The organism is Alishewanella sp. HH-ZS, from assembly GCF_001704375.1.
GTDB classification, from domain to species: domain Bacteria; phylum Pseudomonadota; class Gammaproteobacteria; order Enterobacterales; family Alteromonadaceae; genus Alishewanella; species Alishewanella aestuarii.
The window spans coordinates 1-15,406 of record NZ_LZEJ01000049.1 but is presented as its reverse complement, the minus strand read 5'-3'; the positions used below and the strand labels follow the sequence as shown (position 1 = coordinate 15,406).

Below are 15,406 nucleotides of genomic sequence, written 5' to 3'. Positions count from 1 at the left end.
GCGTTCAAATTTAGCCTTAGCCATGTGTAGACCCTTCTTAGTCAAAAATTAGACCCGGCCAAAACCGGGCCTGTTAATCGTTAATCGTATGCTTTACGTGAAGCGATAATGGCTTCAGTAACGTTACTCGGTGCTTCCTGATAGTTCAGTGGCTCCATCGAATAGGAGGCACGGCCCTGACTCAGTGAGCGCATGTTAGTGGCATAACCAAACATTTCCGACAAAGGCACATTAGCAGCAATAATTTTGATGCCACCTGGTGCGTCTTCCATGCCATTGATAATACCGCGCCGACGGTTCAAATCGCCAACGATGTCACCCATAAAGTCTTCTGGTGTCACTACTTCAACCTTCATAATAGGTTCCAGTAGCACAGGCTTGGCCTGCAACGCACCTTTTTTGAAGCCCATTGAAGCGGCGATTTTAAAAGCCATTTCACTGGAGTCAACATCGTGGTAAGAGCCGTCAAACACCGTGACTTTAACGTCGATTACCGGATAACCCGCTAATACGCCGTTTTTCATCTGCTCTTGAATACCTTTGTCGATTGCCGGAATAAACTCTTTTGGAATTACCCCACCGACCACGGCATTTTCAAACTTATAACCTTCGCCTTCCGGTAATGGTTCAATGCGTAACCAACAGTGACCAAACTGCCCACGACCACCAGATTGACGAACAAACTTACCTTCGACTTCCGTCTGACCACGCAGGGTTTCGCGGTAAGAAACCTGTGGTTTACCCACGTTCGCTTCTACCTTGAACTCGCGCTTCATGCGGTCAACGATAATATCGAGGTGTAGTTCGCCCATACCCGAGATAATGGTTTGCCCGGTCTCTTCATCGGTATGCACCCGGAAAGACGGATCTTCCGCTGCCAGTTTACTCAGGGCTACACCCATTTTCTCCTGGTCGGCTTTGGTTTTCGGTTCAACTGCGACAGAAATTACCGGCTCAGGGAACTCCATCCGCTCCAGAATAATCGGGTTATCCTGATCGCATAAGGTATCACCTGTGGTGGTGTCTTTCAGACCAATAGCCGCGGCAATATCACCCGCCCGAACTTCTTTGATTTCCTCACGCGAATTAGCATGCATCTGTACGATACGGCCAATCCGCTCTTTCTTGTCTTTTACTGAGTTGTATACGGCTGAGCCAGACTCAACCACACCTGAGTAAACCCGGAAGAAAGTCAGGGTACCAACGAAGGGGTCAGTGGCGATTTTAAATGCCAGGGCCGCAAAGGGCTGGTCGTCGCCTGAAATCCGCACACCTTCTGATTCATCCGGCAAAATACCGCGGATGGCTTTAACTTCAGTCGGTGAAGGCAGGAAGTAGACTACGTTATCCAGCATGGCCTGAACGCCTTTATTCTTAAAGGCTGAACCACACATAACCAGCACAATCTCGTTGCGTAAGGTCAGGTCACGCAATGCCTGACGGATTTCCTGTTCAGTGAATTCCTCACCTTCCAGATAACGATCCATCAGTTCTTCACTGGCGTCTGCGGCCGCTTCGATCATGTTCTGCCGCCACTCGTTACACTCTGCAACCATATCGGCTGGAATGTCTTCATAAGTGAAGGTCATACCCTGATCGTCTTCGTTCCAGTTGATTGCCTTCATTTTAATCAGGTCAATCACACCTTTGAACTGGTCTTCAGCACCAATAGGCAGCTGAATAGGCACGCAACGCGAGTTCAGGCGGTCATTAGCCTGCTTAACTACGCGCAGGAAGTTAGCACCTGTACGGTCCATCTTATTTACGAAGATCATGCGAGGAACTTCGTATTTATTCGCCTGCCGCCAAACCGTTTCGGTTTGTGGCTGGACGCCGGATGAACCGCAAAGTACTACCACAGCACCATCTAACACCCGCAGTGAACGCTCAACTTCAATAGTGAAGTCAACGTGGCCCGGGGTATCGATCAGATTGATGCGGTGCTGTTCAAACTGCTGCTGCATACCAGACCAGAAAGTTGTCGTCGCAGCCGAGGTAATAGTAATACCCCGCTCCTGCTCCTGTTCCATCCAGTCCATAGTTGCAGCGCCGTCATGCACCTCACCAATCTTATGCGAGCGGCCTGTATAAAACAGGACCCGCTCGGATGTCGTGGTTTTGCCGGCATCAACGTGAGCACAGATACCAATGTTACGGTAACGTTCGATTGGAGTTGTACGTGCCACAATAATTTCCCCTCAGTTAAGAAATTCTTACCAGCGGAAGTGTGCGAACGCTTTGTTCGCTTCGGCCATACGGTGCACGTCTTCACGCTTCTTCACCGCTGAACCTTTGTTCTCGATTGCATCCAGCATCTCGCCTGCAAGACGCTGAGCCATAGATTTTTCACCACGTTTACGGGCAGCTTCTACTAACCAGCGCATGGCTAAAGCATTACGACGCACCTGACGAACTTCACACGGTACCTGGTAGGTAGAACCACCCACGCGACGTGATTTAACTTCAACAGACGGACGAATGTTATCCAGAGCCACTTCGAACAGGTCGATGTGCTCTTTCTTAGATTTCGTAGCTGCAATTTCTAAAGCGCCGTATACAATTGATTCGGCGATGGACTTTTTACCGTCGACCATTACGACGTTAACAAATTTGGCAAGTAACTCACTTCCGAACTTAGGATCTGGAAGGATTTTACGTTGACCGATGACGCGTCTTCTAGGCATTCGAAACTCCGATTGCTTCAGGTGATTCCAAAACTTTTAATACAGTAATGAAAAAAAGTTGTTTAGTTTGGCCTTACTAACGGAGTACCGTTACTTCTTAGGCCGCTTGGCGCCGTACTTAGAACGGCCTTGTTTACGATCTTTTACGCCTGCACAGTCTAAGGTGCCACGTACGGTGTGGTAACGCACACCCGGAAGGTCTTTTACCCGGCCACCGCGGATCAGCACTACGCTGTGTTCCTGCAGGTTGTGGCCTTCACCACCGATGTAAGAAGTTACTTCGAATCCGTTGGTTAAACGAACACGGCATACTTTACGTAATGCTGAGTTTGGCTTCTTAGGTGTAGTGGTGTATACACGGGTACAAACACCACGCTTCTGCGGGCAAGCTTCAAGCGCCGGAACGGTGCTCTTGGCTACCTTCTGGCTGCGCGGCTTACGCACTAGCTGGTTGATTGTTGCCATTAAATACTCCTGGTTAATATATACCCAATAAACGTGAAAAATTCCGCCCCCGAGAATGAGGCCGCGGAATTCTAATGGTCAAGCTTTGACCTGTCAAGTTACAAAGCACACTGCCGGAATTTTAATGCCGGCAGGTGTTGTTCCTTGCTTACTCGTCGTTGCCCGATAAATCCATATTAAGTGCATCGGTCAGTGCCTGTTCGGCCGACTCTGCACTCATTACCGGTTCAACAACATCATTGTTGCCGGCACGCTGACGGGCACGGTTCTGGTGATAAGCAAAACCAGTACCGGCCGGGATCAGACGACCAACAATAACGTTTTCTTTCAGACCACGCAGTTCGTCAACCTTACCGCCGACAGCAGCTTCGGTCAGAACGCGGGTGGTCTCCTGGAACGAGGCCGCAGAAATGAAGGAGTCCGTAGACAGAGACGCCTTAGTAATACCTAACAGTACACGCTCGTACTGCGCAGGCATTTTGCCGGCGGCTTCCAGTTCACGGTTCGCGATATTCACACGGGCCACTTCAGCCTGTTCGCCTTCCAGGAATTCACTGTCGCCTGGGTGAGTGATCACACACTTACGCAGCATCTGCCGGATAATGGTCTCGATGTGCTTGTCGTTGATCTTTACACCTTGCAGACGGTAAACGTCCTGTACTTCGTTCACAATGTAGCTGGCAACATGGTGAATACCACGCAGACGCAGGATGTCATGTGCTGACTCCGGACCTTCTGACAGGACTTCACCTTTCTCAATACGCTCGCCTTCGAACACATTGACCTGACGCCATTTCGGGATCATCTCTTCATGAGCTTCACCCTGATCCGGTGTAATCACCAGACGGCGCTTGCCTTTGGTTTCTTTACCAAAACCGATAACACCTGAAATCTCAGCCAGGATGGCAGGATCTTTTGGCTTACGCGCTTCGAACAAGTCAGCAACGCGCGGCAGACCACCAGTAATATCCCGTGTCTTCGAGCTTTCCTGAGGAATACGTGCCAGTACAGTACCGGTAACCACGTTATCGCCATCCGCCACTTCAATAGTGGTGAAACTTGGCAGACGAATTTCCTGCAGGCCGCCATCGTCGGTTGCCAGAATCAACTTCGGCTCTTTAGCGTTCGCTTTGGCCAGGTCTTTCACTACAGTACGGGTTAAGCCGGTCAGCTCATCCATTTGTACTTCAGTGTTGGTATCGTCAACATCACTGAACGAGACCTTAGCGCCGCGCTCAACGATAATTGGGTGTGAATGCGGATCCCAGTTCGCCACGATCTGGCCTGCTGTGATCTTGGCATTATCGTCTGTCGTCAGGATCGAACCGTACGGCAGCTTATAACGCTCTTTTTCACGACCTAATTCATCGAATACGGTGACTTCAGCTGAACGCGAAGTGATAACAATCTTGTTATCGGCATTGCGGACGAACTTGGCGTTGTGTAGCTTCAGGGTACCGGCGTTCTTCACCTGGACACTGTTTTCAGCTGATGCCCGTGATGCCGCACCACCGATGTGGAAAGTCCGCATCGTTAACTGGGTACCAGGTTCACCGATTGACTGCGCTGCGATAACACCTACCGCCTCACCTGGGTTAATCAGGTGACCGCGCGCCAGATCCCGGCCGTAACACTTAGCACAAACACCGAAGTCGGTCTGACAGGTAATAACAGAGCGTACGTGCACTTCGTCGATTGAGTTTTTCTCAATCAGATCACACAGCTGCTCATCAAGCATGGTGCCATCTGTCACCAGCACTTCGCCAGTGGTTGGCGCGATGATATCACCAATCACTACCCGGCCCAGTACCCGCTCACGCAGACCTTCTACCACGTCACCACCTTCAATCAGCGGCTTCATGATAATGCCCTGCTCAGAACCACAGTCGTGCTCTGTTACGACTAAGTCTTGTGCCACATCGACCAGACGACGCGTCAGATAACCTGAGTTCGCTGTTTTCAGTGCGGTATCCGCCAGACCCTTACGGGCACCGTGGGTTGAAATAAAGTACTGTAATACGTTCAGACCTTCGCGGAAGTTCGCCGTAATCGGCGTTTCGATGATCGAACCATCCGGCTTAGCCATCAGGCCCCGCATCGCTGCCAGCTGACGGATCTGCGCCGGTGAACCCCGGGCGCCAGAGTCGGCCATCATATACACTGAGTTAAACGACTGCTGCTGTACGGTATTACCGTCGCGATCAACCACGTTCTCTTTCGACAGGTTATCCATCATCGCCTTAGACAAGGCTTCGTTGGCTGTCGACCAGATATCGATAACTTTGTTGTACTTTTCACCAGCGGTAACCAGACCCTGTTGGAACTGGTCCTGGATCTCTTCTACTTCTTTCTCAGCTGCGTCGATAATTTCAGTCTTCGCCGCTGGAATCACCATATCATCGATACCAACCGACACACCCGATAACATCGCGTAGTGGAAACCGGTATACATAATCTGGTCTGCCAGAATAACGGTTTGTTTCAGACCGATACGGCGGTAAGCACCATTTAACAGGCGGGAAATCTGCTTTTTACCCATCGCCTGGTTCACCGCATCAAAGCTTAAACCTTCCGGCAGGATCGAATACAGAATGGCCCGGCCAACAGTGGTGTCTTTAACTGCTGTCTCAGAGGTCTTAGTGCCATCTTCATGGATGGTCACTTCGGTCATCCGCACTTTGACTTTGGCGTGTAAGCTGGCAACTCCGGCACGGAACGCTTTCTCGGCTTCTTTCGGGCTCTTGAACAGCATGCCCTCGCCTTTCGCGTTTACCGCTTCGCGGGTCATATAGTACAGACCCAGAACAACGTCCTGCGATGGTACTATGATTGGCTCACCGTTCGCTGGCGACAGCACGTTGTTGGTTGACATCATTAACGCACGGGCTTCTAACTGTGCTTCCAGGGTTAACGGTACGTGCACCGCCATCTGGTCACCGTCGAAGTCAGCGTTATAGGCCGCACACACCAAGGGGTGCAGCTGAATCGCTTTACCTTCAATCAGTACCGGCTCAAATGCCTGGATACCCAGACGGTGCAGTGTTGGTGCCCGGTTTAACAGTACCGGATGTTCACGGATGACTTCGTCCAGTACGTCCCATACCGCGCCTTCTTCGCGCTCTACCATTTTCTTGGCAGCTTTGATCGTCGTCGCTAAACCACGGGCTTCCAGCTTGCCATAGATAAACGGCTTGAACAGTTCCAGCGCCATTTTCTTCGGCAGACCACACTGGTGTAAACGCAGCGTAGGACCTACTGTAATTACCGAACGGCCTGAGTAGTCTACACGCTTACCCAACAGGTTCTGACGGAAACGACCCTGTTTACCTTTAATCATGTCAGCCAGTGACTTCAGCGGACGCTTGTTGCTACCCGTGATCGCACGGCCGCGACGACCGTTATCTAACAGCGCATCAACAGCTTCCTGTAACATCCGCTTTTCGTTACGTACGATAATGTCCGGCGCAGACAGGTCTAACAAACGCTTCAAACGGTTGTTACGGTTAATAACCCGGCGATATAAATCGTTCAGATCTGAGGTTGCGAAACGACCACCGTCCAACGGTACTAACGGACGTAAATCCGGCGGTAACACTGGCAGTACAGTCATAATCATCCACTCTGGCTTGTTACCAGAAGTATGGAAAGCTTCCATTAATTTCAGACGTTTGCTGATTTTCTTCCGCTTGGTTTCTGAGTTAATGGTTGGCAACTCTTCGCGCATTTGCTTGATTTCAGTCGCCAGCTCAATGCCTTTTAATAAGTCCAGAATCGCTTCTGCACCCATCTTGGCTTCGAACTCATCGCCATGCTCTTCCAGCACGTCCAGATATTCTTCTTCGGTCAGCATCTGACGACGCTCTAGCGACGTCATACCTGGCTCGGTTACCACGTAGCTTTCGAAGTACAGCACGCGCTCGATATCACGCAGCGTCATATCCAGTAATAAACCGATACGGCTTGGCAGTGACTTCAGGAACCAGATATGGGCAGTCGGGCTGGCCAGCTCGATATGACCCATGCGCTCACGACGGACTTTGGTCAGGGTGACTTCAACGCCACACTTTTCACAGATCACACCGCGGTGCTTTAAGCGCTTGTACTTACCACACAGACACTCATAGTCTTTTACCGGCCCGAAGATCCGGGCACAGAATAAACCGTCACGCTCGGGTTTAAAGGTACGGTAGTTGATCGTCTCTGGCTTTTTCACTTCGCCGAATGACCATGAACGAATCATGTCCGGCGAGGATAAACCGATACGGATAACATCAAACTCGTCAGTTTTAGTTTGCTGTTTCAGAAACTTTAATAAGTCTTTCACCTTTGCTCTCCTGTAAGAGGTAAACCGGAATGGGGCAGCTCACTGCCCCGCCAACTCAAGGTCGGTTTATTCCTCTTCCAATTCGATATTAATACCGAGCGAACGGATTTCTTTCATCAGTACGTTGAAAGATTCTGGCATGCCAGGCTCCATTCTGTGGTCGCCGTCAACGATGTTCTTATACATCTTGGTACGACCGTTGACGTCGTCAGACTTAACGGTAAGCATTTCCTGCAGCGTGTAAGCTGCACCGTAAGCTTCCAGCGCCCACACTTCCATCTCACCGAAGCGCTGACCACCGAACTGCGCCTTACCACCCAGCGGCTGCTGCGTAACCAGACTGTACGAACCGGTAGAACGGGCGTGCATCTTATCGTCAACCAGGTGGTTCAGCTTCAGCATATACATGTAACCAACCGTGACTTTCCGCTCGAAAGTATTACCGGTACGGCCATCATACAGCGTGATCTGACCGCTTGACGGCAGGTCACCCAGCTCCAGCAGTTGTTTGATTTCTGACTCTTTGGCACCATCAAACACCGGCGTTGCTACAGGTAAGCCTTTACGCAGGTTCTCGGCTAAACGGCGTACTTCATCATCGCTGAAGCTCTCGATATCCACGTTCTGACGTGATTCACCCAGCGCATATACCTTCTTCAGGAAGTCACGGATTTCCGCCGTTTCTTTCTGCTCTTTGATCATGGCGTCGATCTTGTCGCCGATACCACGGGCCGCTAAGCCTAAGTGTGTTTCCAGGATCTGACCGATGTTCATCCGCGATGGTACACCCAGTGGGTTCAGTACGATATCAACCGGCTGACCTTTCTCGTCATATGGCATATCTTCCACAGGCACGATAGTCGAGATCACACCCTTGTTACCATGACGGCCGGCCATCTTATCGCCAGGCTGAATACGACGTTTCACCGCCAGATACACCTTAACGATCTTCAGCACGCCAGGTGCTAAGTCATCGCCCTGCACAATCTTACGGCGCTTGGCTTCAAACTTCTTGTCATACTCGATACGAATTTCTTCGTACTGGGCAGCCAGCTGTTCAAGGTCGTTTTGCTTATCTTCATCCGACAGGCTTAAGTTAAACAGTGCGTCGCCTTTTAAGCCATCGATCTTGCTACGCTCAAAACCGCTTTGCTCCAGCAGGTTACGGGCACGGCTGAAGATACCGGCTTCCAGGATACGGAATTCTTCATTCAGGTCTTTCTTAGCCTGTTTGATTTCCATTTCCTCGATTTCACGGGCGCGCTTATCCTTCTCAACGCCGTCACGGGTAAATACCTGCACGTCAATAACAGTACCTGTTACTGAGTTTGGTACCCGCAGTGAGGTGTCTTTAACATCAGAGGCTTTCTCACCGAAGATGGCGCGTAACAGCTTCTCTTCCGGTGTTAACTGGCTCTCACCCTTAGGTGTGACCTTACCAACCAGAATGTCGCCACCCTTCACTTCCGCACCGATATAAACGATACCGGCTTCATCCAACTTCGACAGGGCAGACTCACCTACGTTTGGAATATCGGCAGTGATTTCTTCAGGCCCAAGCTTGGTATCACGAGCGATACAGCTTAATTCCTGAATGTGGATGGTGGTTAAGCGATCTTCTTGCACTAAACGCTCAGATAACAAAATCGAGTCTTCGAAGTTGTAACCGTTCCACGGCATGAATGCCACGCGTAAGTTCTGACCTAAGGCCAGTTCACCTAAGTCGGTAGAAGGACCGTCAGCCAACACATCGCCACGCTCAATTGGCTCACCGTGGTTAACGCAAGGACGTTGGTTAATACAGGTGTTCTGGTTCGAACGGGTGTATTTGGTCAGGTTGTAGATATCGATACCGGCTTCGCCTGGTACCATTTCATCTTCATTTACCTTGATCACGATACGGCTGGCGTCAACATAGTCAACAGTACCACCGCGTTTCGCCACTACGGTAACACCTGAGTCTTTCGCTACCACGCGCTCAATACCGGTACCGACTAACGGCTTATCAGCGCGCAGTGTTGGTACCGCCTGACGTTGCATGTTCGAGCCCATCAGTGCCCGGTTAGCGTCATCGTGTTCCAGGAACGGGATCAAAGCAGCGGCAACAGATACGATCTGCTGTGGTGCAACGTCCATATACTGAACGTCCGATGATGGCATCAGCGTAAATTCGTTTTTAAAGCGGCAAGGTACTAAGCCTTCAACGATACGGTTGTTCTCGTCTAACTCAGCGTTAGCCTGAGCGATCACAAAGTTACCTTCTTCGATCGCCGACAGGAAATCTACTTCGTCAGTCACCACGCCATTTTCAATCCGGCGGTATGGCGTTTCCAGGAAGCCATATTCGTTAGTCTGAGCGAAGATCGATAACGAGTTAATCAGACCGATATTCGGACCTTCAGGTGTTTCGATAGGACAAACCCGACCATAGTGCGTTGGGTGTACGTCACGAACTTCGAAACCGGCGCGCTCACGGGTTAAACCGCCCGGGCCAAGGGCAGAAATACGGCGCTTGTGCGTCACTTCTGACAGTGGGTTGTTCTGATCCATAAACTGTGACAGTTGGCTGGAACCGAAGAACTCTTTCACCGCAGCAGAGATTGGCTTGGCGTTGATCAGATCCTGTGGCATTACTGCGTCTAAATCGCCTAACGACAGACGTTCTTTCACAGCACGTTCAACACGTACTAAACCAACACGGAACTGGTTTTCAGCCATTTCACCGACTGAACGGATGCGGCGGTTACCCAAGTGGTCGATATCATCCACTTCGCCTTTACCGTTACGGATGTCGATCAGGACTTTCATTACCGCCAGAATATCTTCTTTGCTGAGTACGCCAGTACCTACGCCCTCTTCGAAGCTAACACGACGGTTAAACTTCATCCGGCCTACTGTAGACAGGTCGTAACGATCTTCAGAGAAGAACAGATTTTCAAATAAGGTTTCAGCAGCTTCGCGCGTTGGCGGTTCACCCGGGCGCATCATACGGTAGATTTCTACCAGCGCTTCCATCCGGTTGCTGCTTGGATCGATCCGTAAAGTTTCAGAGATATAGGCACCCTGATCCAGATCGTTAATATAAAGGGTTTCAAAACTGTCGTAGCCGGCTTTGCTTAGTTTTGCTAACAGCTCCAGTGTGAGCTCTGCGTTCGCCTCGGCAATAATCTCTCCGGTTGAACGGTCAGCGTAATTTTTCGCCAGCACCCGACCTACCACATATTCATGTGGTACTTCCATCATCGTTAAGCCAGTTTTCTCTAACTGACGGACGTGACGGGCAGTAATACGACGGCCTTGTTCTACGATCACTTCGCCATCGTTATCTTTAATATCAAAAGCTGCTGTTTCACCGCGCAGACGGCTTGGTACTACTTCCATCAGAATCTTGCCGTCTTTGATATCAAAGCGGGTATTCTCAAAGAAAGTAGCCAGAATTTCTTCGGTGCTGAATTCTAAAGCACGCAACAAAATGGTCGCAGGTAATTTACGGCGACGGTCAATCCGCACAAACAGACTGTCTTTGGCGTCGAATTCAAAATCTAACCAGGAACCACGGTATGGAATGACCCGAGCGTTATACAGTACTTTGCCTGAGGAGTGAGTTTTACCACGGTCATGGTCAAAGAATACACCCGGACTGCGGTGCAGCTGAGAAACAATTACCCGCTCAGTACCATTGATAACAAAGGTACCGTTCTCGGTCATTAATGGGATTTCACCCATATAGACTTCCTGCTCACGGATGTCTTTGATGGTGCCTGGTGCTTCTTTATCGAATAACACCATGCGCAGCTTCACCCGTAACGGCGCTGAGTAGGTCACACCTCGGATCTGACATTCTTTGACGTCAAACACGGGTTCCCCAATGCGGTAGCTTACGTACTGTAATTCGGCGCTGCCTGAATAACTTTTGATTGGAAATACAGAGCGGAATGCGGCTTCCAAACCGTATTCACCTTCCGGATCTGGCTCGATAAATTTGCTGAATGATTCGATCTGAATCGACAACAGGTATGGCACATCCAATACTTCCGGACGTTTGCCGAAGTCCTTACGGATACGTTTCTTCTCAGAATAAGAGTAAGTCATGGGGTTCCTCAGCTTGCTGATTTTTTTCCCAACCACTTTTCGGTGGTTTTAGTTACCAGACACGATAACTAGAGGGGTGGGGAAATCATTGTCCCACAGCGCAAAAAGGCCGGTGATTAATTCATCACCAGCCCGGCCTGAAATTCAGGCAGCTAATCTGGTTTGCACCAGATTATTTAACTTCAACAGATGCACCAGCTTCTTCAAGTTCTTTCTTGAGGGCTTCAGCTTCTGCTTTAGAGATACCTTCTTTGATTGGCGCTGGAGCGCTTTCAACCAGGTCTTTAGCTTCTTTCAGACCTAAACCGGTAGCACCGCGAACTGCTTTGATAACAGCTACTTTGTTAGCGCCGGCACCAGCCAGAACTACGGTGAACTCAGTTTGCTCTTCAACAGCAGCAGCTGGGCCAGCAGCAACAGCTACGGCAGCGGCGGCAGAAACACCAAACTTCTCTTCCATTGCAGATACTAATTCAACAACTTCCATTACAGACATTGCTGCGATTGCATCTAAGATTTGCTCTTTAGTCACTGACATTGCTCAGATTCCTAAATTGTGGGCCTTGGCCCGATTAAACTTTATCAAACCAAACGTAAAATTACGCGGCTTGCTCTTGTTTTTGGTCGCGAACCGCGGCAATTGTACGTACAAGTTTGCCGGCTGCTGCTTCTTTCATAGTGCTCATTAAACGTGCGATAGCTTCGTCGTAAGTTGGTAACGAGGCTAACAGTTCAACGTTCACTGTGGCGCCATTAAAAGCTGCACCTTTCAGCTCGAAGTTTTTGTTTTCTTTCGCGAAATCTTTGAAGATCCGCGCTGCAGCACCTGGGTGCTCCTTAGAAAACGCAACTAAAGTCGGGCCTACGAATACATCTTTCAGACACTCAAACTCGGTGCCTTCTACTGCACGGCGAGCTAAGGTGTTACGGACAACTTTTACCCATACACCTGCTTCACGCGCTTGCTTACGCAGCGCAGTGATTTTGCCTACAGTGACACCACGAGCGTCTGCGACTACCGCAGATAAAGCACCTTTGGCAGCTTCCTGGACTTCAGCAACAATTGCTTTTTTGTCATCAAGCTTAATAGCCATTGGCTCTTAACTCCTGGTTCATCCGAACATAATGTTCGGTTGCCTACACATCGCTGACGGTTGCCAGCGCGCGATTTACGGTGAGACCAGAAGAATATAATTCGTTCTGGGGCCTACACCGTCTGCGTAGGTTGGTTTATTAAGTTACGGCTATCGAAACAGCGTAACACCTACGGTCTTGGACGGAAGCGATTAATTGCCTAAACAACAACCGCTTCTACCCGAAAAAAGAGGGCGAGATTATAAATTAACCTGCCCTTAGCTGTAAAGCGCTTAAACAGCAGCGCTTAACGAAGCCTGGCTCAGGGTTAAACCTGCACCGTGTGTAGAAGAAATAGTCACTTTCTTGATATACACACCTTTAGCTACTGAAGGCTTAGCACGCTTCAGCGCAACCAGTAAGGCTTCTAAGTTTTCTTTCAGCTTGTCAGCGTCGAAATCCAGCTTACCGATGGTTGAATGGATGATACCATTCTTGTCGTTACGGTAACGTACCTGACCTGCTTTAGCGTTCTTAACTGCTTCAGCAACGTTAGGAGTAACAGTGCCGGTCTTCGGGTTAGGCATCAGGCCGCGAGGACCTAAGATCTGACCCAGCATACCAACAACGCGCATCGCATCTGGAGAAGCGATAACAACGTCAAAATCCATAACGCCTTTCTTAACTTGTTCAGCTAAGTCTTCCATACCAACGATGTCTGCACCGGCTGCTTTAGCCGCTTCTGCGTTAGCACCCTGGGTGAACACAGCAACACGAACAGTACGGCCAGTACCGTGCGGCAGTACAGTAGCACCACGTACGTTCTGGTCAGATTTACGGGCATCGATACCCAGGTTAACTGCTACGTCAACGCTTTCTACGAACTTGCCAGCTGATAATTCTTTTAACAGCGCAACAGCTTCGTTGATCTCATATTCGCGAGTTGAATCAACTTTAGAACGGATTAACTTAGCGCGTTTAGTTAATTTAGCCATCTATTAGCCCTCCACCACTAAGCCCATTGAACGTGCAGTACCTTCGATAGTACGCACGGCAGCAGCGTGATCCGCAGCTGTTAAGTCTGGTTGTTTTACTTTCACGATCTCGTCGATCTGAGCAGCAGTAACTTTACCAACTTTCTGGGTGTTTGGACGGCTTGAACCACCTTTCAGACCAGCAGCTTTCAGTAATAAGAAAGACGCTGGTGGAGTGCGGGTTTCAAATGTGAATGAACGGTCGCTATATACTGTGATAACAACTGGAATAGGCATGCCTTTTTCCAGGCTCTCTGTACGGGCGTTGAAGCCTTTACAGAATTCCATGATGTTAACACCGTGCTGACCTAACGCCGGACCAACTGGTGGCGACGGGTTTGCCATACCGGCTTTTACCTGCAGTTTAATAAGTGCAGTGACTTTCTTTGCCATGTTTCACCTCTGTTAGTGGGTCTTTGCCTTGTAAGTGCGAGGACACTTACTCAAACGGCTTCCCTTACGATAAAAAGGGCGCAGATTATATTTTAATCTGCGCCCCGTTACAAGCTTATTATTAAGCCTTCTCGACTTGACCGAACTCTAATTCTACTGGTGTCGCGCGACCGAAAATTAACACCGACACTTTTACGCGGCTCTTTTCGTAGTCAACTTCCTCTACCACACCATTAAAGTCAGCAAACGGACCTTCAGTTACCCGCACCACTTCACCGGCTTCGAACAATGTTTTCGGCTTCGGTTTATCGGCATTGTCTTGCAGGCGATTCAGGATAGTCATGGCTTCTTTTTCTGAAATAGGTGCCGGACGATCTGAAGTACCACCAATAAAACCTAATACCCGCGGCACACTTTTCACTAAGTGCCAGGCCTCTTCACACATTTCCATTTGCACCAGCACGTAGCCAGGGAAGAATTTACGCTCTGACTTACGCTTTTGACCGGCGCGCATTTCAATCACTTCTTCGGTGGGTACTAATACCTCACCGAATTTATCTTCCATTTGATGGATCTTGATATGTTCGCGCAGCGAGGTGGCAACCTTTTGCTCAAACCCAGAGAACGCCTGAACGACATACCAACGCATTTTTCCTGCCATGACTTAAATCCCCAGTCCGGTAAAGAATGAGACGACGCGCAATAAAATGGCATCCAGTCCCCATAGAATTAGACCCATAATAATGGTCGCAACAATCACCACTAATGTCGTTTGCATCGTTTCCTGGCGGGTTGGCCATACTACTTTGCGAACTTCAGTACGGGATTCTTTGGCGAAATTCAGGAAAATTTTACCTTTGGTGGTTTGCGCGGCAATAAAACCGGCAGCAGCGACTAGCACCACTATTGCAATGGCCCGTTCTAAGGTCGACAACTCATAAATATAGTTACCAACTACGATCAGAGACAGGATAACGACAACTAACAGCCACTTGACCAGGTCTAATCCGCTTTTTGGTGTTTCGCTTACTGCGCTCATGCTTCCACTCACTTAATTAAACTTAATTATGTTATTCACAAACTTAACATAATAGCCCCGGCTTACTGCCGGGCGCGAAATTTGGCAGGGGCAGAGGGATTCGAACCCCCAACCATCGGTTTTGGAGACCGCTGTTCTACCAATTGGAACTATGCCCCTGTAAAGTTACCAACGACTCGCAACACTGTCGTTAAATAGCCGCTCATTATACTGTCTCAGCAGACTAAAACAAGCTTGGCTTGCACCCTGAATGGTGTTTCGATGGCGAAATAGTGACAAAAAAGGCCCCTTACGGAGCCTT

At 49.5% G+C, this 15,406-nt stretch carries 11 protein-coding genes and 1 tRNA gene; all 12 read right to left on the bottom strand.

Features of this window, described 5'->3' with window-relative positions:
- Positions 1-80: 80 nt before the first annotated feature.
- On the bottom strand, positions 81-2,186 hold the full coding sequence (gene fusA / locus A9165_RS14920) for an elongation factor G (protein ID WP_008950793.1): 2,106 nt from the start codon (positions 2,184-2,186) through the stop codon (positions 81-83).
- Between the two features lie 27 nt (positions 2,187-2,213).
- Positions 2,214-2,684 (bottom strand): 30S ribosomal protein S7, encoded by a 471-nt coding sequence (gene rpsG, locus A9165_RS14915; RefSeq protein ID WP_008950792.1) that lies wholly within the window; start codon positions 2,682-2,684, stop codon positions 2,214-2,216.
- 90 nt (positions 2,685-2,774) lie between these two features.
- Positions 2,775-3,149, bottom strand: coding sequence for a 30S ribosomal protein S12 (rpsL, locus tag A9165_RS14910; protein ID WP_008950791.1), 375 nt, complete (start codon positions 3,147-3,149; stop codon positions 2,775-2,777).
- 148 nt (positions 3,150-3,297) lie between these two features.
- Positions 3,298-7,473: a DNA-directed RNA polymerase subunit beta' gene (rpoC, locus tag A9165_RS14905; RefSeq protein WP_065956476.1), complete on the bottom strand. Its 4,176-nt coding sequence runs from the start codon at positions 7,471-7,473 to the stop codon at positions 3,298-3,300.
- Between the two features lie 66 nt (positions 7,474-7,539).
- Positions 7,540-11,565 (bottom strand): DNA-directed RNA polymerase subunit beta, encoded by a 4,026-nt coding sequence (gene rpoB, locus A9165_RS14900; protein WP_008950789.1) that lies wholly within the window; start codon positions 11,563-11,565, stop codon positions 7,540-7,542.
- Between the two features lie 172 nt (positions 11,566-11,737).
- The gene (gene rplL, locus A9165_RS14895) at positions 11,738-12,103 is read right to left on the bottom strand and encodes a 50S ribosomal protein L7/L12 (protein WP_008609607.1); all 366 of its coding nucleotides are present in this window, start codon (positions 12,101-12,103) and stop codon (positions 11,738-11,740) included.
- Positions 12,104-12,164: 61 nt separating this feature from the next.
- On the bottom strand, positions 12,165-12,659 hold the full coding sequence (gene rplJ / locus A9165_RS14890; protein WP_008609608.1) for a 50S ribosomal protein L10: 495 nt from the start codon (positions 12,657-12,659) through the stop codon (positions 12,165-12,167).
- 273 nt (positions 12,660-12,932) lie between these two features.
- Complete coding sequence (gene rplA, locus A9165_RS14885) at positions 12,933-13,634, bottom strand: 50S ribosomal protein L1 (RefSeq protein ID WP_008609609.1); 702 nt, start codon at positions 13,632-13,634, stop codon at positions 12,933-12,935.
- Positions 13,635-13,637: 3 nt separating this feature from the next.
- Positions 13,638-14,066, bottom strand: a complete 429-nt coding sequence (gene rplK / locus A9165_RS14880; protein WP_008609611.1) for a 50S ribosomal protein L11 — start codon at positions 14,064-14,066, stop codon at positions 13,638-13,640.
- 121 nt (positions 14,067-14,187) lie between these two features.
- On the bottom strand, positions 14,188-14,727 hold the full coding sequence (gene nusG, locus A9165_RS14875; protein WP_197408409.1) for a transcription termination/antitermination protein NusG: 540 nt from the start codon (positions 14,725-14,727) through the stop codon (positions 14,188-14,190).
- A gap of 3 nt (positions 14,728-14,730) precedes the next feature.
- Positions 14,731-15,105, bottom strand: coding sequence for a preprotein translocase subunit SecE (secE, locus tag A9165_RS14870; protein ID WP_008609614.1), 375 nt, complete (start codon positions 15,103-15,105; stop codon positions 14,731-14,733).
- Positions 15,106-15,187: 82 nt separating this feature from the next.
- Positions 15,188-15,264 (bottom strand) — tRNA-Trp (locus tag A9165_RS14865).
- Between the last annotated feature and the right edge of the window lie 142 nt (positions 15,265-15,406).